This window comes from Chroococcidiopsis sp. [FACHB-1243] (genome assembly GCF_014696895.1).
Lineage (GTDB): Bacteria > Cyanobacteriota > Cyanobacteriia > Cyanobacteriales > Chroococcidiopsidaceae > Chroococcidiopsis.
The window spans coordinates 54,857-78,449 of record NZ_JACJQX010000019.1 but is presented as its reverse complement, the minus strand read 5'-3'; the positions used below and the strand labels follow the sequence as shown (position 1 = coordinate 78,449).

Below are 23,593 nucleotides of genomic sequence, written 5' to 3'. Positions count from 1 at the left end.
AAGTGAGTAGTGGTAATTGGTAATTGGTAATTGGTTGCGCACCACGCACCACTCTTCTCTGCTCCCTGCTCCCTTTCTTCATGGTGATTTTGGTTCTGTAGGGGGCGCAGGTGTTTCTGATTCTGCCTTTTTTCCAGCTCCGAATGTATACCAAATTTGAGCTTCAAAACTGCCACCAAATTCAGTTAGGTTTTTAAAACCACCTACAGACAAAGTTAAATTGTCATTCGCACCCCAACGCATCTGTCCGCCAATTTTGGAAAAATCTTCGTTATCTGATTCTCGCAAGCGATAAATTCCGTAAAATTGCGTTGCGAGGGCGAACCGCCGCAATACATCGACGCTGAGTTCTCCAGTGAGACGCAACTCATCGCTAGACGAGCCGAAATAATCGCGATAGCCGACTTCTACAGTTCCATAACCAAAACGCTGTTTGCCAACTTGAAAACCTCGGCTGACGGGTAAACTCACTTCTACGCCAACATCTTGATTCCCCGCACCGGAGGGATCGTCGTCAGCATCATAACCTAAAGGTAGGATGATATTAGCTTGTAAGGCTGTTGCCCAGTAGGGATCGCGATTGAAGCGCCAGCGAATACCAGTTTCTTGAGGTGCAAAGCCTGAGTTTTCATCTCCACCTCTGTCGTCATTTTTCGACCAAGCAAAGGGTGATTTGAAAATAAAGGTCAAATTGTCTTGTAAACCATGTTCTAGATAAAACTGAATTTCTTGTTTGTGAAAAGTGTCGGTATCGAAATTGCTATAGCTGAGGGAAGTGAAGTTGAAGTTTTTTGGTTGAGTAAATCCCCCTGCTAAACTTGGCAATGATTCTGCGATCGCCCATACTCCGCTGAGTAACACTATAGCGATCGCTCCTTTGAGGTGCTTTACCCTAAAGCCCATTCTCCCTCCTGTATGACTCCTTTAAAAGTCTTAGCGGCATCTAGGGCATTATAGGGATTATTCTTGTACAAACCGTAGTGCATTAAAGAAAACTTATCTAGTCCCATGTTAGAAACTGTTTTTAACCAACTCGGTTGTGCCATGATCGCAAAGTCTCGCGTCACCGTATCGGCACGACCCCCATTTGGATGAAATTCTTTGATTGAAGGCTCGTAGTGCGACACCATCAAGGATTTGCGGTATTTGGAAAAAATTTCGCAACACTGGCGAATTTGTTCGGGGTTGCCTGGGTCGGGACGCTGAATTTCTGGGTTAAATTCCCCTGCTGGTCTGGGTCGCATCGATTGAAAAGCAACACCATCCATTTGCTGCATCATCTGGGCAAAAGGGGGAATCATGCTTCTACCGCTACCCTTGTTAGGAAAATCAAACGTCACAATCCATCCACCCCAACTGGGAGCTACCCAAGCACTAGGCAACTGACGCTTAATAATTGCCCTCGCCTGCAAAAGATTTTGCATCAGTTTTTGGTAGTATTTTTCGGTTTGGGCGTTATACGTATCTGCGGGTACGCGCCAGTAGGAAAATTCAGTTGCTAGCGTCCAGTAGGTTTGTCTGCCTTTAGGATTGGCTTTGCGAATGTATCCAGCCAATTCTTCCAAGTCTTCTAAGTATTGCTGGGAAATGTGATAGTCTCCCGTAGGTAGTTTAGTATCATCTTCCCAGGTAATGACTTGCAAGCTGTAACCAGCAGAAAACCAAGCTGATAGCAACCCTTGACGATGCCAAATTCGCCAGAAACTCAAATCGCCTTGTTTACGGTTAACACAGTTGAGCCATCCAGTGAGAAAATCAGGCGACCAAGCTTGAACTAATTCTCGCACGGCGGGGTTTGCTTTAATCTCTCCTATGAGTTGAGCTGGATCTGCTCCAACACCAAGATGCCAGCGGCTAGCGTTGCCTGCTTGCAATACTGGTTCTTTGCCAGCAAAACGGCGATCGCAAAATGTGAGCAGCATCGAAGTGGCAAACAAACCTTGCAAATATTGACGACGAGAATAGCGGTTCATGGTGGGCTAAGGCGTTGCAGAAGCTTATAATGTGGGTTGCCAAATACCTCCTGAAAACCTGGCAGTGTAGTTTCAGTTAGTTGAGGCCAATAAGATAAAATCCGGTCTTGCTCGCTACCGCGAGTCTGCGCCCCTGGAATCAAAATATAATCTGTCAGCAAATCTGGCTGTTGTAAAGCCAAGAAAAACTCGTTTTGATAGGGCAAAATAAAGTAGCTAGCATCATTGAGCATGTAAATAACTGGAAAGTTAACTGCATCGTCAAGTAATACCTTTTGACCTGGTAAAAGTTTTTCGTATAACACCTGAGCAATTTGTCTTTGTGCCTGTTTTTGTTGCAGCCATTGTTGTACTGGAATTGTGGTCAAATGTTCTTGACGAAAGATCTGTCGCCAGAAAATAGCTTCTTCTGGTATGACCCGATCTTGTTGTAAGAAAGACACACCGATCGCTAAATTGGCAGCTAAAGCTGCTGTCAGCAAGGAACGCTGCCAGAATTGAGTTGGGGTTTGGAGTTGGACGATCGCTGGTAGAATTCCTAAAAAAACTCCAAAGCGGCTGACCTCTGCCATAAAGGTTCCCTGAAAAAATCCAGCTACTAAAAGCATGACTGGCAATAGTAAAATTGCTGCAAATAACAGCTTTTGTTTCGATTTCCAGATCGTCCAACCCGCGATCGCTAAATATACAGGCACGACTTGTACCAGCCAAGCGAAGCTTTGCCACCAACTATTCAAAAAATCTTCTTGTTGCAAGAAGATTTTAGTTTCTGCTAATCTCATCCCGCTGTAATGGCTGTTGAGAAAATAGTAGGCATCTTCAGTAAACATCCAGTTCATATACAACCATGTCGCAATCAGGACGAGGCTCATGAATAGGGTGACTAAGATTGCTGTTACTTTAAAATCCCAAGCTTCGGTAGGAAATAACAGCAGAACGATTAAGGCGACTGCGGGTAAAATTAGCCACGCTTCGTAACGCAGTAGCATTAGGGGCGCTAATCCCAGTCCTAACAGAACTAAGAGTAAGGTAGTCGGTAGCGATGGTATTTCTTGCCCTTTCGCCAACATCCACAGCACTGCCATCAGCAGCATCAAGAAAATCGTTACGGCAACCCAAACTGGACTTCGCAGTAGCATTAAGCTAAAAGCGGGGTTCAAGACAATTAAGACAGTCCAAACGCTACGCCAAATCGAAGGAACAGCAATATTGCCCATCTGCCACACAATTAACCCAACTGCGATCGCCCCTAGCAAGGCTTGCAAGGTAATCGCCGAGCCAACAATCAACGTGGAATAGACCAGTAACGGCGGAAAAATGGACACGATCGCCCGATATCGGGGTTCAGCTCCATTGAGGGCTTGCAGTGCTTTTGCTCCCAGAAACTCTGTGTCGTAGTTAGAAAAGCCACTCATATCTAGCCAAGCCAAAATCAGACCCAGCCCGATCAGAGCGATTGCCCCTGCACTTAGCCCTTTCAAAAGATTAGGCATGTCGGAATTGACCAAAGATAGTTCATTTATTTACGTTAATCGGTCGCGGCTATCTCGCGTCCAATTCATTCGATCGTGCTAATGAAACTATTGGTTCTTGTTGCAACTCGTGCAGCAAGCGGAGAGCAGGGAGATACAATCGGAGCGGGCTTCTACTTACCTTGAATTCCCAGCTATCAGATTGGAAATTCTGGTGGCAGGACTCAGACCTTCCCTTCTCATGATTTCTCTGTTCGTGCAGGAGGCAGCAGGATCGATCCCTCTGCTATTGACTTGCCACCTACTTTTTTCTCGATATACTCGATCTAACTGTTGCCATTTGCTCCAGCTTGCATGTATTAAGTAGTTATGTTTTTTCATCTGCTGCACGTTCATGCATATACTCTACGTATATATGGACTCAGGCAAAGTTTCTAACTAGAAATACGACATAGTTTGTTGCCCATATCTTGGAGTCACTGTTTTTATTTATACCATACCTTGAGTAGTTATTTATACTTTGTTGAGCGAATATTTATAGCTCGATCTAGGCTAAAGGTGAAGCGGTCGCTCGGTCTTAAAACTGGAAAACTGGAAACAAAATCGGAACTATAATTGTCAGTGATGTTTTTACGATCGACCAATTAAAAGTTATATAGCAATCTACCTTGTTATCTCATATCTATGTTGCCTGTTAGATTTTGACAAGCAGGAGTCAGGAGTCAGAAGAATTAATTGAAGACTTTGTTAGGCAAACCCACAGATAGACAAACCCACATTTATGCAGACCCATAGCCTACGCTCAGACTATTATGCGTACCCTGTCGTACAGATTCAAGGAAGGCGATCGCTCGGTCGAGGCAAACGCCGTGAGATTGTTATATTTGGGTAGTTGCTTTGACTGCCTATTTATTATTTAATAGCTGAATTGCTTGTTACTCGGTTGCAAACCCGTATTATAAGCCACTTGTCCAACTTATTAGAATTATTTTTATATAACTTTATGTCGATTGAGACAAGCCATTATGAGTAGTGTTTCTTAACTGGTAAAACATACAAAAAATCAACAGGCGATCGTGCCAACCGATCGAAAATTAGCGAAAATTAAAAATTTTGTGAGAGATTGTGCGACCGATAGGAGAAAAGTCTTGAATAGGAAAAATAGCCGCACTGCGATCGAATTAGGGCTAAGCGCGATCGCTTCTTTGTGCTTGTGTATAGGAGTTTCTCCTGCCGTGCTAGCCCAATCAGCAGAAGTCATTTCCCTAAAAACGCTCGGTTATAATCGTTCCATCGTCCTGAGCGGAGTAAATCCAGAAGTTGAAATTAGCGTTCCCGCGCCCAGGGGTGGACTTGACCCTAGTAAGAGTTTCATGGAGCTAAAGCTGGAACCCTCATCGGTACTCAATGAGAATTCGTCCGTGCGGTTGCTCGTCTATGGCGAACCGATGAAGGTCGTTTCTGTCAAATCGCTGCTAGCAAATCCAGTTGTCAAGCTACCTATACCACCCCTGCCTGCAGGAGAATCGTATATTAATGTATCGATCCAGCCCTATTTATTCATCACCAACGATACTCGCCGAGATATACCTACAGGTAATCTATTTTTAAAAGTCAACAAAGATAGCTTTTTTCAAATTACGCCACAGTATACCGATAATAGTATTGATGGCTTCTTCAAGTCTTTTTACAAACAAATCGATCTCGTCGTTCCCAACCAGCTGAATCGCGATCGCGCCGAAGTTGCCTTGTGGCTGTACAGCGTTTTAGCCTACCAGTTTCGCGAATATCAAATTCCGATCTTTTGGCGTTGGGGTACAGCTCCCGCTACACCTAGTTCAGCGCAAGTCGTGTTACACAACGATCCAAACGGTCCTGATGTCGAGCGGCGGGGTTCTGTATTGCGGGTGCGGGCAAATCCCAGAGCCGTACAGTCTCTAGCCGCAGATTTCTATCAGCCAGCTTTAGTAGGGCGGGGTTTAACGCTAGAGAGCGTCGATACCTTTAGACCGAGAACCAATATCCAAAGCCGTTCGTTTCAAGAACTTGGCGTTCGCAACAGCGTTATCCGCATGTCTGCGGGAACGCAATCATTGCCCCTACAATTCGACTTAGCTCAACTGGGGGGAAGACCGCAAAACCTAGATCTCGTCCTGAATGCCACTTTTACCCCTACCTACGGACAGCAGGGAGAGCGCCTCACCGCGCAAGTTTACCTTAACAATACCTTAATCCAGTCTTACAATCTTCAAGATAAGACCGTTCTAAAAACAACTCTGGCTTTGCCGACTAACCTACTACAGCGGACGAATAATCTAGAGGTGATGTTTGCCTACGCTCCCAACGAAGGCGGTGGAGCAAACAAACCCACGGGCGAAGCGATCGTTCAACTCGATCGGGAATCGTTTTTGAGTTGGAGCGGCTACCAAGGTCCAACGGGGACTTTGAGCGATCTGCCCCATGTGTTTTTGCAACCAGGGCAGTTAGTTATCGATACTTCTAGACCCTCATTACTAGCCGCAACAGCTTATATGTTGGGAGCGATTAGTCGCTTGGGACAGCAACCAGTGTTTCCCCAACTAGTAGATGCGGCATCTGTTCGAGATTGGTCGAATTTACCCAAAGATCAACTCGACAGACCCCCAACCTGGAGACTCATGGCGATCGCGCCTCAAACACACGCTCTCCCAGCACCAGTACGGTTAAATGAAGGCACGTTTGAAATTTTCAACCCCGTCAATCAAAAGCTGTTACTGCAAGCTCAACCTACAGATCCGTTTGGCATTCTGCAATATTTTAACTATCAAAATACACCGACCCTGTGGTTGAGTTGGTGGGGGCTAGAACCAGCAATGGCGGAACAGTTAGGGCAAGCTTTGGGCGACCCGCGCACTTTGTTAGCCAGCCAGTTAGATGGTAACGTCGTCACCGCTACCGACTCGCGACGAGTCCAAATTTGGGATTTGGGCGATCGCACTCTGCAAGTTAACTACCCAGGGGCGAGAAGCTGGCAAATTTTCTGGCAGCGTTACGTTAACCCTTTAATTGTAGTCGGTTTGATCTTGGGGGGATTCGTTGCTTGGCGAATTTATCAGCGTGTCGGACGATCGCCTAGTGCTACAGCCGCTAATCCAGTTGAAAAAGCTAAAAAACTATGAGGGATTTTCAACCCCAAATTGAGGCTAAACTTCTAGAGTCGGGTTGTCTGACCTCGGAACAATTACAAGAGGCGATCGATTTACAAGCAAAAATTTCTTGTTCTTTAGGTAAAGCCTTATGGAGCTTGAATTTCCTGACACAGGCAGAGTTTTTGCACTCGATCGGCACTGTGAGCGGACACATTTTACTAACAGATTGGTTAGTCGTCTCTGGCAGCGTCCTAGACTTTAGCATTGCCAAAACTTTTGAGCCAGCGTACTTACGGGAGTTAGGTTTTTTTCCCTGCGCTTGGCAGGACAGCAATACCCTAGTAGTAGCCGTAGAAGAACCAAATAATATCGCGATTAGCCAAGCGCTTCGCAGCCATTGGTCGCGAGTTAAAATTTACGAAGTTCTCGCCACCGAAAACCAAATTTTCAGCTTGGTATTTGAGGAAAACCTTGCGGCGGAACTGCTTGACAAGGGTAGATTGACGGTAGCGCAATGGCAAGAAGCCCAAGCGATTCAACAGCGTACCGGATCGCCATTAGGGGAAATTCTGCCGCGCTTGAATTATTTGCGACCGATTGACTATGTAGAAGTCCTTTCTCAACTCACGGGTTTGAGCATTTTTTCTCGCTTAGCTGGGGCGGGAATTAGGCAAATCGACTTAAAACTCATGCAACGCTTTGATCCGCAAGTGATGATGGGCGATCGCTTCATCCCCTTGGCTTGGGTGAAGCCACACGCCCTCATGGTTTTGGTGCATGACCCCTTCGATTTAGTTGTAGAAGCTGCGATCTACGCTCAATTTCCCGGGGTGGAACTGGTTAAAGTGTTGGGGACGGAAAACGATATCACGCGAATGCTCGATACCTGTTATCGTCAAGAATTCAGCCGCCGTGCCATTTACCAACTCATGGCGCGATCGCCTAAAGACTCTGCGGCAAGGGTTTTTACCCCCGCTCAAATTGCTGTTGGCTATATCTTATTTGCCATAGTTTTATGGGGTTTGGCGTTTGACTGGTGGCATACGCTAGCATTTTTAATCGCCGCCTTGAATATTTTCTTTGGCGGTGCGGTGATGTTCAAATTGATTTTGAGTTTAATTGGAGCCGCCGATCGCACTCACCAAATTACTAAAGTAGAAGTGAATTCGCTCGACGAGCAAACTTTGCCAACCTATACTGTTTTAGTTCCAGTTTATAACGAACCAGAGGTGACACCAATTTTAATTGATGCCCTCAGTAAACTCGACTATCCGCATGAAAAGCTCGATGTTCTACTCTTGTTAGAAGAAAAGGATTTAGCCACAATTAACGCCGCCCAAGCTGCTAACCCGCCACGCTATATTCGTTTTATTTACATTCCCGATAGCCATCCAAAAACCAAGCCGAAAGCTTGTAACTACGGTCTTTCCTTTGCCAGAGGAGAATATTTAACTATTTACGATGCTGAAGATATTCCCGATCCCGACCAACTAAAAAAAGCAATTTATGCCTTTAGAAATGGTTCGCCGGATTTAGTTTGCGTCCAAGCTGCACTCAATTACTATAACCGCGATGAAAATTTTTTGACGCGGATGTTTACCTTGGAATATTCCTATTGGTTTGACTATCTATTACCAGGATTAGAAACTTTAGGGCTACCGATCCCCCTGGGAGGAACGAGCAATCATTTTCGTACCGATCGCCTGCGTGAATTAGGCGGTTGGGACCCTTTCAACGTCACCGAAGATGCAGATCTCGGAATTCGTGCCAGCAAGCGGGGATATACGGTAGGGGTGATTAACTCCACGACTTATGAGGAAGCCAACTGCGAATTTAAAAACTGGATTCGGCAGCGATCGCGCTGGATTAAAGGCTACATGCAAACATGGTTAGTCCACAATCGCGCCCCCCTTAAATCGCTACGGAAACTAGGCTTAAAAAGCTGGCTTGCCTACCAATTTTTAATTGGAGGCACGGTGCTGATTTTTCTAATTAGTCCGATCTTGTGGGTATTGTTGATTTACTGGCTTGCCACCCGTGCTTATTGGTTAGAAAATTTAATTCCTGGGTGGGTTTTATATATTTCTTTATTTAATCTTAGTATTAGCAATGCTTTAGGTATATATTTGAATATGATTGCAGTATTTCGGCGACGCTACTATAAACTTTTATTGTATGCGTTGCTCAATCCTTTATATTGGCAGTTCCATTCCATAGCCGCTTATCTGGCTTTATGGCAATTGTTCGCCAAACCTTATTATTGGGAAAAAACTATTCATGGACTTAGTAAATTTACCAAAACATATTTACAATTCTCCGAGTAATCGGCTCGCCCAATCTTTGCCAAAATCAGAGGAAGGCGATCGCGCTAGCTGACTATGATAAAACATAAAAAGGTTAATAAAATTGGTTTAAATAAGGTTTGGAAATCGGGAGTTGGAAGTCGGGAGTCGGGAGTCGAAAATAATTTTTCTGCCTCAGCTTCCTCAGCTCTCTTCTCCGCATTGTCTCCTTGTCGTCCCCTCTTGACGGGGATAATTGGATCTTTGCTAACAATACTTTCAGGTTGTGCTTTCCAGTCGCCTGAAGTCGTTATCAACAATACAAAAACAGTAGAAGACATCACTCAAACTGCTACGTCAACCACTGCTGCTATCCCCAGAACGGTAAAGACAACTCCAGTAGATAGGCAAGTCCTCCAACAGCTAGAAGGGCGACTTTACCAACAGTTGCAAGTGCTGATGGCAAAAGCACAAGGAGCAAGACCTGATGGCTATGTCTATACAGTAGACTTGAGCCAAATCCTCTACTATGCAGCTGGAAAAAAAGACTCTAGACTGTATCTTCCCTTGCGGGATTTTGCAACTCGTAACTTGATAATCGATAAAAAATCAGACCCTTACACGAAAGGGTTTGTGCTTTGGCGTTATCGCGATGGTGCGCCTGCTGATGCATCGGGAACGACAGAAGCTTTACGCCTGGCAGAAAGTTTGTGGCTGGGTAGCCAAACATTAGGAGATGAAACAGATCGCCAACTGGCAATGTCGATTTTGCAAGGATATACCCGTCACGCTCAAATAGACCACGATAAATGGTTAATCCGCAACTATTTTAACTTGCAAACCCGCGCCTTTGCCAATAACTCCTTTCTCGTCGGCTACGACCCAGATTTATTGAAAATTGTCGCTCAAGTGACGGGCGATCGCGAGTTAAAGTCAGTGGCGCAAAAATCCTACGCTACAATTCGCGAAGCAGCAACCCCTTCAGGATTGTTGTATGACATCATTCAACCAGAAGTGTTGACCCTAGTACCAGAACTCAAACAACTAGCGATTTTCTCTCCCAATGATGTCGTGAAGCTAGCGAATACTTGTACTGTAGCAGAGAGAGCCGTGGAGGAAGCGCCAGAAGTCGGACAGCGAGTCATCCGCTTTGCCTTAGCACGAATGCCCAACCTCAATACATATTATTACGGGCGCAATGGAGAACCAGTTATTCCACAAAAAGCGGAAATTCCTACATATGCTTGCTTGGTTAGGTTATCGGCAAAATTGAAGGAAGAAAAAGCCATGTATGCCTTCCTCAACCCTTTTGTCAACCATGCAGAGTTTATGGCACAAAACATCAACCAGTTTAGCCTTTACACCGTAGGTGAAGCGCTATTGGCTCTCCAGTCAGTCTCTCAGTTTAATCCACCTGGAAGTCGCGATCGGCTCCAAAGTTCGAGCGTTTCTATGAGAGATAGGGTATAGGGGAGGAAAAGGGAGACAAGGAAGACAAGGGGGACAAGGGGGACAAGGAAGCAGGGGAGCAGAGGGGCAACTACCAACTACCAATTCTCCATACCCTACACCCTGTCCGCTGAGAACTGGTCACTGGTCACTGGTCACTGTAAACTGGTGTAAACGATTTGTAGTGTCATTAGGAAAGATCGATCGCCCGTGCGGAAAATAGTTATTGCTGGCAACTGGAAAATGTTCAAGACCCAGGCAGAATCCCAAGAGTTTTTACTAGGATTTTTGCCGTACCTGGTGGAAACTCCTCCAGAAAGAGAAGTGGTGTTGTGCGTTCCTTTTACGGACTTAAGCATCATGTCGAAGAATATGCACGGTACGAGAGTACAGCTAGGAGCGCAAAACGTCCATTGGGAAGCGTCAGGGGCTTATACGGGTGAAATCTCTGCTCCCATGCTGCTAGAAGTTGGCGTGCGTTATGTTGTTATCGGACATAGCGAACGACGGCAATTTTTTGGCGAAACCGATGAAACGGTAAATTTACGGCTGAAAGCAGCTCAAAGTTTCGGTCTGAACCCAATTTTATGTGTAGGTGAATCGAAGCAACAACGGGATGCGGGAGAAACTGAATCCCTGATTTCTATGCAGCTGCAAAAAGATTTAGTGGATATCGACCAGCACAACTTGATCGTTGCCTACGAACCAATTTGGGCAATTGGTACGGGAGATACTTGTGAAGCCAAGGAAGCCAATCGCGTTATTGGTTTAATTCGCAGTCAGTTGAGCAATCCTGATGTACCGATTCAATACGGTGGTTCTGTGAAACCCAACAACATCGACGAAATTATGGCACAGCCAGAAATTGATGGTGCGTTGGTTGGGGGTGCGAGTCTGGAACCTGATGGTTTTGCGCGGATTGTCAATTACAAATAGTGTCGTACCGTAGGGGCGGGTTTTTTGAGGATGACTGTACCATACAAACATTTTTGCGGTTAAACCCGCCCTGACCTAACGTTTGGGTTGTAATTGACCAGATTAATGTCGCGCAAAGACGCAAAGGCGCAAAGATTTAAGAAGGATTTTTGCAGTTTGTAGGGGGGATCCTTCTCAAAAATTTTTAAGTGAAAATGGTTGTCCAAAGTTCTTTGGTTATTCGCGATCGCTCTTTTGCGTGGGGCAAACGTACCTATATTATGGGGGTGCTGAATGTCACGCCTGACAGTTTTAGCGATGGGGGTGAGTTCGATCGCCCTAGCGCCGCTTTAGAACAAGCGCAGCGCCTCGTAGCAGCGGGTGCAGATATTATTGATATTGGCGGGCAGTCAACCCGACCAGGGGCGATAGAAGTTTCTGTAGCAGAAGAATTAGAGCGGGTACTATCGGTGGTGCAATTGTTGCGTCCTGCAATTTCCGTGCCGATCTCTGTAGACACGACTAGAGCGGCTGTGGCTAGGGCGGCGATCGCCTCTGGAGCGGATATAGTGAATGATATTTCTGGGGGAGTGTTTGACCCAGAAATGCTGGCTACGGTGGCAAAACTGGGCGTACCAATTGTACTTATGCACATGCGCGGTACGCCGCAAACAATGCAACAACTGACGGATTATGAGGATTTAATTAGGGAAATCTATCAGGTTCTTGAAAGTCGCGTTGCAAAGGCGATCGCCTCTGGGATCGATCCAGATCGAATTATTATCGATCCCGGGATTGGTTTTGCCAAGAAATACCATCAAAGTATCGAAATTCTGCGTCGTTTGTCAGAATTTCGCGCTCTGAATTGTCCCATATTAGTTGGAGCATCGCGGAAAAGTTTCATCGGTCATATTTTAGAGCAACCCGACCCGAAAGCACGAGTCTGGGGAACGGCAGCAGCTTGTTGCGGGGCGATCGCTAACGGTGCAGATATTGTGCGCGTCCACGATGTCAAAGAAATGCATGATGTTTGTCGTGTGGCTGATGTTTTGTTTAGGAGTGAGGAGTGGCTAGTGGCTAGTGGCTAGTGGCTAGAACTGCTCCCCTGCACCTGAAGCTCTCTTCTCCGACTCCCGACTCCTGTACGGGCGGGTTTAGCAAACATTTTGACTGCTAGAACTAGACATTTCGGGTCAAAACCCGCCCCTACCGACTCCCGACTTTTGATTTTTGACTTTACAACTTCTCTCTCATTCCCTTCCACAAAGCTTGATACTGCTGAATTGCATCTGGAGTTAGGAGGCGCAAAAATTCGCTTTTGTCCAGAATCTTCTCATTTAGTACTAGGAGAGGGCGTAGTTCTGCTTGAATGTTGTCGGGATCGATCTGGAGGGGAATTGGTGAATTTGTCCTACCGAAGAGGAGAATTTGTCGAGCAATCTGGGGTTGCCAGCAAAAATCAATCCATTGATATTCTAAAGCGCGATCGCTGTTTGCCTGTATCGGATTTGCCCAGAGATCTGCCCACAGTGAAGTTCCAGACTGCGGAATTATCGCCGCAATCTGACGGTGGCGTTGCATCACAGGTATGATGTCGTTTGACCAGCCTACAGCTAACCACGTATCTCCCAAAATTAATGGCTGCAAATAGGTATCCGAACTATAAAGTTTGACCTGCGGCTGGAGGCGATTCAACTGGACGGTTAAATCTGGGACTTGGCTCGGGTTTTCCGTGTTATACGATTTGCCGAGGTATTTCAGGGTTAAGCCGATAACTTCCCGGGGATGGTTCGGTAGGGAAATGCGATCGCGCAGTTCTTCTCGCCATAAGTCTCCCCAGTCTTGCGGTTTCCAGTTTAAAGACTGGAATTTATCTCGATTGTAAGCAATGACGGTATAACCCCAACGGTAGGGAGCAGCCCAAACATTGCCTTTTGCGTCAAATTGTCCTGCTTTGTTACGCCTAACTAATTCTTGCCATCGATTCGGTAGCTGCGACCATTGAGATAGTTGTGTCGGATCTAAAGGTTGAATTAGATTTTGCCTAATTGCTGCTGCAAGCCAGTAGTCGCCCACAGTTACTAAGTTAGCAGGGTTGGGATTTTGAGGTTTAAGCCATGAAGGTAGGGGAAGTTGCGATCGCCAATCTTCCTCTATTGGCTTTTGATTGTTTTGCTGCCAAGATTGCAGGCGATCGAATAAGCTACTCAGTTGTTCCACTGAGGCGAATTCTAGACTAGCAGTCTGCTGCATCTTTGTCCGAAATTTCTGCAAAACTTGATTGGGAAGCGAACCTTTGAGTAATTGCACGCGCAGTTTGGCTCGTTCTTGGGTATTACACCCTGCGAGTAACTGACCGAGCAATAGCGTTCCCGTACCGAATAAAAACGACCTACGATCCATTTCCTTAAGCTGGTTGCTTCCGTTCCACCCCGAAACCAACCAAATCGATAATACTAGGTGGTTCTTCTATATTGGCAGGGCGTTGGTAGGTAATGATGGTTCGCAAGCGTAAATCGGGGGTGACAATACGCATCTGATCCACTGCTACAGAACGCTTGTAGTAGGTTGTCATTTCTAGAGTTTGGCGCGTGGGTTGGTAAGTGAAACGTCCGGCGATCGCGCCTGCTTCGGAATAGCCTTCATCTCGTAAATAAAAACCCCGAATCGTTTCTGTTGTCGAATCAACTGCGGCGGCTGTTGGTGGAGGAATTTCCTGGATTACCGTATCTGAGGTAACGCAGGTATCGGGTACGAATAAAGCTTGCAGGCTCATTGATAGAGTTTCCCCAGTTTCCGAACGAGTGTTAAAGGCGATCGCAAATCCTGGTAATGAACTATTTGCGTCAACTCTTGCTAGATCGACTTTAATTCCATTTAAGGCAGAAATAGAGAGAATTTGCTGTTTTTGCGCTAATTCTAGGGTAGATACATCATATTCGGTATACGACTTTTCTACCTGCCCTGCTAGTAGATAATGATAAGTTCGTTCGATTTTCCATTTGCCCACGCAAACAGTAAAAAACTCTTGAAAATTTAGCATTTTTTTCTCGGTATGATGCGTGACCTTCTCAATCTCTTCCCTTGGATAGAAGATTTATGCTTGTGACTAAACTAGTGCTTCTAAGTTAATACATTGAGTACAGTGAGTGCTGGCTCTAGATGAATTGTGAATTTTTTCTTGGTCGATTATATAGATCGCTACGCCAACAAAAGCCTGAAATATTGTAGTTTATAAGTAATGTTACTGAGTGGAGCGGTTAAGATCGCGCGATCGCCAATCTAGTTCAAGCGGGCAGGAAACAGAGGTAGAAGGAAAAAATACTTACGTTAACTGTAGATTTACTTCGCTCGCGCTGCACTAATCTTTCTACCCAGAGAAAACCTCGAACTTTTAGCTCTCTAGAATATTGACAAATTGAGGCTGAAATTGAGAAAAATTTAGCATTACAGCGATCGCCCTCCCTAAATCCTCTTTTATGCTTAAACTAAATACATACTAGCGAGAATAACACTGCGAATTAGTATTTATTTTTGTGTAAATATTCTGAGAAAGCTATCGCTTTAAAAGCAATTTTGTCAAAAGTTAAATGATTGATAAGTAGAGTAAACTTTGTCCAATTGTTGCATAGCATATAAGAATCAGTAAAGGCAGGCATAGAGGGTAGTCAATGGAACCACTTCAAAAGCAAGTCTCGATCTTGAGTAATAAAGTCGATACCCTTTATCAGGTAGTCGATCGACTCAACAGTCAAGTCTCTTCCGCTCTCACAGAGTGTCGTTTAACTCCAGCATCAGCGCCAACAGATGTGATGGGAGAAGCTAATGGACGCTATGGAAATAACAGCTATAGCGCTTCCAAATTAGTGATGGAACACAAAGACGTGCTATTAGATAGCAACGAGTTAGATACCCATCTCCACAGTGGCGAAAAGGAGTTAGCGCCCGAAATTCAAATTCAGCGGCTCACAGCACAACTAACCGCAGCCTACAATCGGATAGCTGCCTTAGAGGAACAATTGCTAGCACGGAGAATTCACTAATTGAGTCAATAGTAAGTAGTGAGTAGTGACTTACAACTGAACTACTTACGACTTAGTAATTCATTCTTGCCATTAATGCTTCGATCGCTTGTAGGAGTTGAGTCTGACTCCAGCCAGCTGTGAGAGAGGAGGCGATCGCGCAACCACCTGCGCCCATACCTTCTTTTACGTAACCTTGCTCGTAAGCGCGAAGTTGAGTATATCTGGAAGTTACAAAACTCAGCTCAGTTGACAAAAGCGTTACAGTATCTATACTGGCAGCGAGTTCAACTGTTTTCCCTGTCGGATCTTCCGCTACCCAGCGAGTCGTTCCTACAACAATAGCTTCAGAATGCCACTTGAGATGATATGCCTTGACTACAGATTGCATTAAGGCATAAACAGCTAGCATTTGCGTACCACCAGCTAAGATAACTCCTTTTGTGCGACTAGCAGCGATCGCCATTCCAGCGACAACAATTTGCATCGGGTCTCCCACCGCTGCTATGAGTACGCCAGGATCTGCTACAGGTAGCCGTTCCCACAGTCCAGCACGCTGCAACCCTGCTTGGACTAACTCCCATTTTTGGTTATGGTTGCAAATCGGATGACTGCTATTTACCTTACCAGCAGCATCAACACCCAAACCAGTTAAAATAGCGAGTGCCGTCGTGGTTCCACCCACGACACACTCGCCAATAATTAGGTAGTTGTGGGAACTTCTACCAAGACGTTCTCCCCAAACTAAACCTTGTTCCAGTAAATGTTTTACCGTTGCTAGTGGCAATGCGTTCCCTTGACTCAAACACTTAGCAGGAGTCCCGCCCAAATCGATTGTCGGTACGGTTGGCGGTTTGGGTAGCCCAGCATTAAATAAATAGAGAGGAATATTCAATTTCTCCACAACAGCACGAGAGATTGCCACAGGAGAAGCCCCCGCAGGCAAGGGAGGTAAGGCGTTTTGCGGCTGCGGCTGGGGACCGCGGGCTAAAAATTCAGCATCCGCGATCGCTGTATATTGTCGATCTTCAGGAGTCAGACCAGCTGCCGAGATCCCGGGGATTAAGCCTGTTGCTGTAAACCCCAAAACACAAGCAAAGGCGGGAGAACCACCCCGATACCGTTCTATCCACGCCTGTCCCCGTGCTATTTGAGTATAAATTCGGATTGTCACATTCTTTTCCATGCATATGTAGAGACGTTCCATGGAACGTCTCTACATTATCGATTACTCATAGTCCATTAAAACCTGTACCCAACGGGGCGGACGGGGAATTGGATTGCCAAGGCGATCGAGGAGTAACCAAGCAACGAGGTGAACGACAAATAAATAAACTAAATTGCTGACTAAAACCAGTGCTAGCGCTAAGACTTGAATCACCAGCATACTCGGTTGTAGCAACAGTCCTAGCTTGTCAAAAATCCACTCTGCCAACTCCGTGACTTCTACAATTAGATAAACCCAGAGATCGCGACCAGACCAAATCGACATTAACCAAAAGCGAAAGAAGAAACCGATCGCGCCTAAAAGAGTTCCTAAAGCAACTGAGACGATCCAGGGCGATCGCCGCCGCCAAGCAGCGCCTAATAATACTCCCATCACCCCATAGGGCATAACATACAGCAAACTGGGAATTGGACCCATCAACACTGCTAGCAGCAACCCAGAAACTCCAGCCGCCATCCATCCCGCCCTCGCACTCCATCGTAAATAGACGATCGCTACAGGGATCGCAAAGAAAATCCGCAGCAGGGGACCGAGGGGAAAATAAAAATTAATGAAATAGATCAAGCTGGCTGTACTCGCAAGAAAAGCTGTTTCCACCATTGCCAGTGGTGGGGCAGATTTCCCAGGCGATCGCTCCGATTGCTGTGAAGTCGTAAGATCGCTAGATGGGTTTTCCTGAAATGAATGGGGATCGCTCATGTACGTGTCTGAAACTTCTTCCAGTCTAATCGAATGGGTAATGGGTTCAGTCTTAAGTGTCACGCAAAGACGCAAAGGCGCTAAGAATGCTTTGCGTCTTTGCGTCTTTGCGCGAGATCAAACTCTTAGAGCCTCAATAGGGTTACGGCGATTTTGCCGGAAAAACAAACATCGACATCTGTACCAGGAGCGCGATCGCGTTGGGCATATTCCCCTGCATAATAAAAGCGATCGCCTTCAATCCGATAATTGACTGGGAGCGGTTGAGTTGAAGGTTCGCAAAACACCACTTCTGGATCGGGATCTCCTGGTAGTAAGTGCGGCAAATTTACGTTCCAAAACGTGCCTGGTTCTGGCGGACGATCGAGTAGCTCGGCTAAGACTTTCGCCGTCCACCTTGCCGCAGTATCCCAATCTACACTGCGTTTGCCTTTGCGGTAGTGGGAAACTGCCACCCCAGGAATTCCTTGAAATGCTGCTTCTCTGACGGCTGCAACAGTTCCAGAAATGTAGACATCAGCCCCCATGTTACCCCCAGCATTGATCCCAGAAAGCACGAACTTGACATCTTGACAGATATATGTAGTAGCTATGCGGGTACAATCGGCTGGAGTTCCGGCGATCGCATACTCGTTTTCGCTGCGACGATGAACGTGGATTGCTTGAGTTGTGGTGACTTGATGTCCGCAGCCAGATAAATGATCTCTGGGTGCAGCGACGATGACTTTGTACCCAGCCACGGCTTTTTGCAATGCCCGAATTCCTGGCGCGTCAATTCCATCGTCGTTAGTTAAAATTAAAGTCATAGCCTAAAGTTATAATTTATACTTATGTTTGCGAATAATAGCCAGCGATCGCCTAGTATAGCTGCATCATAGCTATGTTAGATGAAAGCGATCGCTACGATTTTGAGCAGTCACTAAACTAAAATGCAGGAATGAATGCGATCGCCTCTTGGAGTGCAAAGATTGAAAAAAGGAAAACTTCTGCCAGATGGCTATGCCAGAACAGTACGGATCGATCGCCCAATACTACCACGAACGCACGAAATACGACCCTGAGACGATTGCTGCTAAAGGTCAGGGGTTAGATTGGTCGAAGCAACCGTCGCCATTTAAAGAGTATAAGATCGGTACGGTTTTCGATCTCAAACCATACTTACAAGCAGAGGCAGAGGCTTCAGCAGTCATTCCAGGGATTGCTTGGTGGCAGCGATTGTCTCATTTTTTACTATATAGCTACGGGATAACCGCCAAAGTTCCAACTATGATGGGGCAGCCGCTCTATCTCCGCTCTGCCCCCTCTGCTGGTGGGTTATATCCAGCCGAAGTTTATCTGATTTCTCGCGGTACGTCACTCATTCCAGCCGGACTTTACAACTATCACCCGCTGACTCATTCTCTCACTCAGTTTTGGGAAAGTGACGTTTGGGGCGACCTGCAAGCAGCCTGTTTTCAACATCCAGCTCTAGAAAGTAGCGAAATTGCATTGATTGCCACAGCTATATTCTACCGTTCGGCTTGGCGCTACCAAGATCGCGCCTATCGTCGCATATTTTTAGATACAGGACACCTGCTAGGTAATATTGAACTGGCTGGTGCTTTGACTAACTTCCGTCCCTACTTAGTTGGTGGATTTATTGATGCATCTGTCAACCAAATATTATATCTTGACCCAGAACAAGAAGGAGCGATCGCAGTCGTTCCATTAATAGATTTGGCAGTACAACAATTACCTCTCAGTTGCACGGCTTTACCATCTGCTACCCAAGTTGAGTATCCCGAAATTCCCGATGGCGAACTACTGGCTTACTGCCATCGAGCAACGCAAATAGACGAAGCACCAGTAGTGAAAAGCCAGGAACAACAGGAAGTCGCCAATTTAGAAGATAAATATAACTTTCCTTTTTGTCTGAAAGTTTCAACTAGAACTAACCCGATAGATTGGGGAATAAATTTAGTCGGGTTGGAGACGACAATACTCGAACGTCGCTCCACTCGTGCTTATACTGGTGCTGAACTCACAATAGATGAGTTAAGGGTCTTATTGGATTTCACCTATCAACCTCAGCATTATGTCGATCGAGGATTTGATGGCGATCCAGACTATTTCGACTTAAGCTTAATTGAAACATTTATTGCCGTATCTGGAGTCACGGGCTTAGAAGAAGGTTGCTACTACTACGCACCAAAAGCCCAAGAATTGCGGCAAATTCGATTTAAAAACTTTCGACGCGAATTGCACTTCCTCTGCTTAGGACAAGAACTCGGTCGGGATGCAGCCGCCGTCCTCTTTCACACCGCAGATCTGAAAAAAGCTGTAGCACGCTATGGCGATCGCGTTTATCGCTACCTACACATGGATGCAGGACATTTAGGACAAAAACTGAATTTAGCCGCTATTCGTCTCAACTTAGGTGTAAGCGGTATCGGTGGCTTTTTTGACGATCGCGTTAACGAAGTTCTTGGGATTCCGACTGACGAAGCCGTACTTTACATTACGACGCTGGGAAGACCGAGATGAAAAAGTCAAAAGTTAAAAGTTAAAAGTCAAAAATGAAGAATTCTTATATTCATTTTCCAATACAAAATCGACTGAAAATTCGATCTAGGACTGACTCCGTGACTTCTTCTCCAGTAATTTCTCCTAGTGCTTGAATTGCGCCGCGTAAGTCAATCGTCCAAAAATCGAGGGGTAACTGCTGTTCGATCGCCTCTCGTACTTGTTCTAAGCAAGTTTGCGCTCTGATTAGCGCGGCGGCTTGGCGCTGGTTAATTGCTAAATCTAGATTGGCAGAATCTACCTTTCCCGATCGTACCTTTGCCAAAATTGCTTGCTCTAAAGCATCTATCCCGCGATCGCAAGCAGCAGCCGTTGTCACTACTTGACTAATTTCGGCTGGATAATTCACTGTTTCAACCGCCGCCAGATCGATTTTGTTAATAACTAAAATTAACGGACGGTGTTTTACCTGAAGGTAAATTTCCTCATCCGCCTGAGTCCATCCCGCCGCCGCATCAATTGTCAATAAAACTAAATCGGCGGCTTGAGCGCTAGAAAGCGATCGCTCGACTCCCATTTTCTCGACTCGATCTTCTGTGGCGCGAATTCCTGCCGTATCTAATACCTGAATCGGAATTCCTCCCACGACGAGTTGAGACTCGACCACATCGCGAGTCGTACCGGGTAAATCGGTGACAATAGCGCGATCGCTACGACTCCAAGCATTCAACAAACTCGATTTTCCCACATTCGGACGACCGACAATCGCCACTTTTAATCCCGTGCGTAATAATTCGCCTTGATGGGCTGTAGCCAGAATTTTGCTGACTTCTACCCCAATTTGGGCTAGTTCTGCTCGAACTAGTGTTTCATCTAATGGTGGTAGATCCTCCTCAAAGTCAATTCTTGCCTCAATTTCTGCTAAGACATCTAAACATTTCGTTCGTAATTGGCGAATTGGGTGAGCTAATTTTCCCTGTATACCTGCTAAAGCTGTCTGCGCTGCTTGCGGCGATCGCGCCCCGACCAAATCGGCTATACTTTCGGCTTGGGTTAAGTCTAAGCGTCCGTTTAAAAATGCTCTAAGTGTAAATTCTCCTGGCTGCGCTAGTTTAGCGCCTCCTACCAAACACAACTGCAATACCTGCTGTACTGCCATAATTCCACCATGACAGTGAAACTCGACGACATCCTCTCGGGTATAGGAACGTGGAGCCTGCATGATTAGCAATAACGCCTCATCCACGAGTTGCTGTGTTTGGGGATGGCGAATGTAGCCGTAGAGAATGCGGTGGCTTTCCCAGGCTTGTTTTCCAGGGGCGTAAAATAGATGATGAGCGATCGCGATCGCTTCATTTCCCGAGACCCTGACAATGCCTACACTACCTTGTTGCGGTACTACCGCAGTGGCAATGGCAGCAATAGTAGACGATGCGATCGAATCAGACATTTATCGCCGTAACACGCAACAGACAACATATGTAGGGGCGCACAGCTATGCGCCCCTACAAATTTATTGTAATCAAACGACTTCTGATTTCGCGCACTAATAGTAGGCGCTCTTGTAGGTCGTTGTCACTCCGTTAGCAACCGCACCAATGACAGGGCTACCGACAATTTTTAAGCTTTCTAATGCCTTTGCCAGCGCCGAACGGTGTGCTTTGCCCATACCTACGACTAAAATACTCGCATCTATATGGGCAGAGAGGAGATTGCTATCTGCTAGTCCTAAGAGTGGCGACGTATCGTATACGATCAGATCGAAAGCAGATTCAAATTGTTTTGCTAAGCTTTGCATCTTGTGAGATGAGAGCAAATGGGCAGGATTGGGTGGAATTTGTCCGGCTGTCAAAACATACAAACTCTCGACTTCTAACGATGTCTTGCTGACTGATAATTCGGCGCGATCGCTATTTTTGATTGCGACTGGTTCGCAATTGACTCGATGCAACACATCTTGGAAATTGATGTCATTCACGATTACATTACTTAAGCCAACGGTGTTACTTAAACCCAAGCGTTTGTGAATGTTAGGATTTCGTAGATCTGCATCTACTAGTAGCACTCTCTGCCCCATCATGGCGGCTGTTTGAGCTAAATGGAGTGCCACGGTAGATTTCCCTTCTTCCGCAGCAGCAGAAATGACAGCCAAAGACCGGATCGGCTTATCGAAACCCAAAAAGCGAATATTCGTGTACAAAGAGCGCAAAGATTCCCAAAACTGAGCCATAGTTTGCTGTTGAGTTTGTGGCTTTTGTTGGCTCGATTTTGCGATTGGATTGATAGATTTTACGAGTTCGGTAACACCAGCCTTAACCGAACTAGCGTCTTTCTTCAGCGGAATTTCTCCAAGTAGTGGCAATCGGGTTAAATCTTTCACATCTTCAGGCGTATGAATCACATTGCTGAATTTTTCGATCAGCAATGCCACTGCAATACCCGTCAATAAACCCATGACTGCCCCCAACATTAAATTACGTTTCAGGCTCAACGAAGAAGTTTCAGGGTCAGTAGGAGGAGTGATCAGTTGCCAAGGTACTTGTTTCTGTGCCAAATCGATGCGTAATGCTTCGCGCTTAGTTAAAAACTGATTTAAGTTTTCGGAAGCAATTTTTAATTGCCCTACGAGATCGTCATTCTGGCGTGCCAAGGCGGGAAATTGCTTGACCTGCTGTCTTAATACAATATCGGCTTGAGTCAGCGCTTTATTTTCTGCCTCTAAGGTTTGAATCTGGTTAGCCGCCTCTAAAAGTTGCTGTGTTTGTTGCTGGCGAATAGTATTGGTAGAGGCAAAGGCTGGCAGCTGTCTTGATACTTGTATATTCTTGCCTAAGATGGCTCTTCTTTCCTGTTCTACCAAGGGAAGTAAATTTTGTTCCTGCGATCGCAGTGCCTGAACTGTAGGACTATCTTCCCGATATTGCGCTGCTGTAACGGCAATCCTGGTTTGGATCTGTTGCAGTTGGTTTAACAATGCTTGATAGCGAGGCGCTTCACTCAAGGCTGTGACGACTGCTGCTTCTGGCGATCGCATTTGTAATTGCTGCTGCAACGCATTGTAGAGGGCGCGAGTTCTGGCTAATTGAGTCTGCGTTTCGCGCCGTTGCAGGGTTATTTGATTCAGTCGATCGGTTAGCTGTCTACCTTGTCCTTCAGTATCGATTAAGTCATATTTTTGCCGAAATGTTTGGAGTCTTTCTTGTAAAGATTCAACTTGCTGCCGTAATTTTGGTAACTGTTCCTCGATAAATTGAAGTCCCATTCGTACGTCAGACCGACGCTCTTCTAAGCTATAAACTAGATAAGCTTTAGAAAGAAGATCCATTACGTATTTAATCTTTTCTGGATTTGGATCTCGGTAAGTCACTGAAATAATATTAGTATTTGGCAGTCGTTCAAACTTGAGCTTGGTCAGATCGGTATTTGGATACTGCGTTAATACTTGCTGGGCAACAGGAGTCATGATTTTTGGACTCTGTAATACCTTAATTTCAGTTTCATTAATAGTTCTTTGTTCAGCTTTGATTTCGTTGAGAGGAGATATCGATAGTTTATTCTCAGCAGTTATAGGTTCGAGCAGTAAATCAAACTTGCCTTCATAGACTGGTTTACTTAGTAAACCATAAACTACTGCCGCTGCTGCAACTGTGGTTGCTACACTCGCAACTACAAGCATTCTTCTTTGAACTGCGGCAATTAGCTTTCCTATGTTTAAACCACCTTCATCACCTTCTTCTCGCTGTGCTTTAGATGCCAAAGGTAGAGCCTGACTTTGAGGACTATTGCTCTCAGTTAACAATTTCTGAAGATGGGGTTTAGTCTCCATTCTGGGTTTCCACTTATTGTTTACTCATAATGCACTCGTAGTTTTAAGTTTGAATAAACTTTATTCTATGAGGGCGTACAGTGATATATATAGATAT

General features: G+C 45.6%; 17 protein-coding genes. 7 read left to right on the top strand and 10 right to left on the bottom strand.

What is annotated here, in order from left to right; all coding sequences use genetic code 11:
- Positions 1-78 precede the first annotated feature (78 nt).
- From H6G17_RS15655 to H6G17_RS15645, 3 genes are read right to left on the bottom strand one after another with little or no spacing between them, the layout of a single operon-like run.
- Positions 79-903, bottom strand: coding sequence for a hypothetical protein (locus H6G17_RS15655; protein ID WP_192158668.1), 825 nt, complete (start codon positions 901-903; stop codon positions 79-81).
- The gene (locus H6G17_RS15650; protein WP_192158666.1) at positions 888-1,973 is read right to left on the bottom strand and encodes a hypothetical protein; all 1,086 of its coding nucleotides are present in this window, start codon (positions 1,971-1,973) and stop codon (positions 888-890) included. The genes H6G17_RS15655 and H6G17_RS15650 overlap by 16 nt, the downstream gene beginning before the upstream one ends.
- The gene (locus H6G17_RS15645; protein ID WP_192158664.1) at positions 1,970-3,466 is read right to left on the bottom strand and encodes a hypothetical protein; all 1,497 of its coding nucleotides are present in this window, start codon (positions 3,464-3,466) and stop codon (positions 1,970-1,972) included. The genes H6G17_RS15650 and H6G17_RS15645 overlap by 4 nt, the downstream gene beginning before the upstream one ends.
- 1,127 nt (positions 3,467-4,593) lie before the next feature.
- Here H6G17_RS15645 and H6G17_RS15640 point away from each other — a divergent pair.
- The 5 genes from H6G17_RS15640 (at position 4,594) to folP (ending at position 12,307) form a co-directional block, all read left to right on the top strand.
- Entirely contained in the window at positions 4,594-6,603 is a 2,010-nt protein-coding gene (locus H6G17_RS15640) for a cellulose biosynthesis cyclic di-GMP-binding regulatory protein BcsB (RefSeq protein ID WP_192158662.1), read from the top strand.
- A complete protein-coding gene (locus H6G17_RS15635) occupies positions 6,600-8,897 on the top strand; it encodes a glycosyltransferase family 2 protein (protein WP_192158660.1) in 2,298 nt (765 codons plus the stop codon). Before H6G17_RS15640 ends, H6G17_RS15635 begins: the two co-directional genes overlap by 4 nt.
- Before the next feature lie 54 nt (positions 8,898-8,951).
- Positions 8,952-10,325 carry a hypothetical protein gene (locus tag H6G17_RS15630; RefSeq protein ID WP_192158657.1) on the top strand — a complete coding sequence of 458 codons (1,374 nt, stop codon included), beginning with the start codon at positions 8,952-8,954 and terminating at the stop codon, positions 10,323-10,325.
- A gap of 189 nt (positions 10,326-10,514) precedes the next feature.
- Positions 10,515-11,240, top strand: coding sequence for a triose-phosphate isomerase (gene tpiA / locus H6G17_RS15625; protein ID WP_192158654.1), 726 nt, complete (start codon positions 10,515-10,517; stop codon positions 11,238-11,240).
- Between the two features lie 194 nt (positions 11,241-11,434).
- A complete protein-coding gene (folP, locus tag H6G17_RS15620) occupies positions 11,435-12,307 on the top strand; it encodes a dihydropteroate synthase (protein WP_192158652.1) in 873 nt (290 codons plus the stop codon).
- 148 nt (positions 12,308-12,455) lie between these two features.
- On the opposite strand, the gene H6G17_RS15615 is transcribed toward folP, so the two are convergent.
- Together H6G17_RS15615 and H6G17_RS15610 are read right to left on the bottom strand one after the other, a co-directional pair.
- A complete protein-coding gene (locus H6G17_RS15615; protein WP_192158649.1) occupies positions 12,456-13,622 on the bottom strand; it encodes an extracellular solute-binding protein in 1,167 nt (388 codons plus the stop codon).
- 4 nt (positions 13,623-13,626) lie between these two features.
- Positions 13,627-14,262: a phycobiliprotein lyase gene (locus H6G17_RS15610; RefSeq protein WP_192158646.1), complete on the bottom strand. Its 636-nt coding sequence runs from the start codon at positions 14,260-14,262 to the stop codon at positions 13,627-13,629.
- Between the two features lie 628 nt (positions 14,263-14,890).
- Between H6G17_RS15610 and H6G17_RS15605 the strand changes: the two genes are divergently transcribed.
- A complete protein-coding gene (locus tag H6G17_RS15605; RefSeq protein WP_192158643.1) occupies positions 14,891-15,262 on the top strand; it encodes a hypothetical protein in 372 nt (123 codons plus the stop codon).
- Between the two features lie 52 nt (positions 15,263-15,314).
- On the opposite strand, the gene cobT is transcribed toward H6G17_RS15605, so the two are convergent.
- The 3 genes from cobT to surE all read right to left on the bottom strand — a co-directional run bounded on the left by cobT (position 15,315) and on the right by surE (position 17,974).
- The gene (gene cobT / locus H6G17_RS15600) at positions 15,315-16,448 is read right to left on the bottom strand and encodes a nicotinate mononucleotide-dependent phosphoribosyltransferase CobT (RefSeq protein WP_242038420.1); all 1,134 of its coding nucleotides are present in this window, start codon (positions 16,446-16,448) and stop codon (positions 15,315-15,317) included.
- A gap of 21 nt (positions 16,449-16,469) precedes the next feature.
- On the bottom strand, positions 16,470-17,231 hold the full coding sequence (locus tag H6G17_RS15595) for a DUF2232 domain-containing protein (RefSeq protein WP_199316749.1): 762 nt from the start codon (positions 17,229-17,231) through the stop codon (positions 16,470-16,472).
- 62 nt (positions 17,232-17,293) lie between these two features.
- Positions 17,294-17,974 carry a 5'/3'-nucleotidase SurE gene (surE, locus tag H6G17_RS15590; protein WP_192158641.1) on the bottom strand — a complete coding sequence of 227 codons (681 nt, stop codon included), beginning with the start codon at positions 17,972-17,974 and terminating at the stop codon, positions 17,294-17,296.
- A gap of 193 nt (positions 17,975-18,167) precedes the next feature.
- Here surE and H6G17_RS15585 point away from each other — a divergent pair, with 193 nt between their 5' ends.
- A complete protein-coding gene (locus H6G17_RS15585) occupies positions 18,168-19,691 on the top strand; it encodes a SagB/ThcOx family dehydrogenase (RefSeq protein ID WP_192158758.1) in 1,524 nt (507 codons plus the stop codon).
- A 49-nt stretch (positions 19,692-19,740) separates the two neighbouring features.
- Here the strand turns inward: H6G17_RS15585 and mnmE are convergent, their stop codons facing one another.
- Positions 19,741-21,120, bottom strand: coding sequence for a tRNA uridine-5-carboxymethylaminomethyl(34) synthesis GTPase MnmE (mnmE, locus tag H6G17_RS15580; protein ID WP_192158639.1), 1,380 nt, complete (start codon positions 21,118-21,120; stop codon positions 19,741-19,743).
- Positions 21,121-21,216: 96 nt separating this feature from the next.
- On the bottom strand, positions 21,217-23,496 hold the full coding sequence (locus tag H6G17_RS15575; protein WP_192158637.1) for an AAA family ATPase: 2,280 nt from the start codon (positions 23,494-23,496) through the stop codon (positions 21,217-21,219).
- Positions 23,497-23,593 lie beyond the last annotated feature (97 nt).

What these genes read in the sequence shown, in the direction of transcription:
- mnmE (WP_192158639.1), bottom strand. Translation starts at nt 21,120, where the DNA reads ATGTCTGATTCGATCGCATCGTCTACTATTGCTGCCATTGCCACTGCG.
- surE (WP_192158641.1), bottom strand. Translation starts at nt 17,974, where the DNA reads ATGACTTTAATTTTAACTAACGACGATGGAATTGACGCGCCAGGAATT.
- H6G17_RS15655 (WP_192158668.1), bottom strand. Translation starts at nt 903, where the DNA reads ATGGGCTTTAGGGTAAAGCACCTCAAAGGAGCGATCGCTATAGTGTTA.
- H6G17_RS15630 (WP_192158657.1), top strand. Translation starts at nt 8,952, where the DNA reads ATGATAAAACATAAAAAGGTTAATAAAATTGGTTTAAATAAGGTTTGG.
- folP (WP_192158652.1), top strand. Translation starts at nt 11,435, where the DNA reads ATGGTTGTCCAAAGTTCTTTGGTTATTCGCGATCGCTCTTTTGCGTGG.
- H6G17_RS15635 (WP_192158660.1), top strand. Translation starts at nt 6,600, where the DNA reads ATGAGGGATTTTCAACCCCAAATTGAGGCTAAACTTCTAGAGTCGGGT.
- H6G17_RS15645 (WP_192158664.1), bottom strand. Translation starts at nt 3,466, where the DNA reads ATGCCTAATCTTTTGAAAGGGCTAAGTGCAGGGGCAATCGCTCTGATC.
- H6G17_RS15650 (WP_192158666.1), bottom strand. Translation starts at nt 1,973, where the DNA reads ATGAACCGCTATTCTCGTCGTCAATATTTGCAAGGTTTGTTTGCCACT.
- H6G17_RS15585 (WP_192158758.1), top strand. Translation starts at nt 18,168, where the DNA reads ATGCCAGAACAGTACGGATCGATCGCCCAATACTACCACGAACGCACG.
- H6G17_RS15575 (WP_192158637.1), bottom strand. Translation starts at nt 23,496, where the DNA reads ATGGAGACTAAACCCCATCTTCAGAAATTGTTAACTGAGAGCAATAGT.
- H6G17_RS15605 (WP_192158643.1), top strand. Translation starts at nt 14,891, where the DNA reads ATGGAACCACTTCAAAAGCAAGTCTCGATCTTGAGTAATAAAGTCGAT.
- cobT (WP_242038420.1), bottom strand. Translation starts at nt 16,448, where the DNA reads ATGGAACGTCTCTACATATGCATGGAAAAGAATGTGACAATCCGAATT.
- H6G17_RS15615 (WP_192158649.1), bottom strand. Translation starts at nt 13,622, where the DNA reads ATGGATCGTAGGTCGTTTTTATTCGGTACGGGAACGCTATTGCTCGGT.
- H6G17_RS15610 (WP_192158646.1), bottom strand. Translation starts at nt 14,262, where the DNA reads ATGCTAAATTTTCAAGAGTTTTTTACTGTTTGCGTGGGCAAATGGAAA.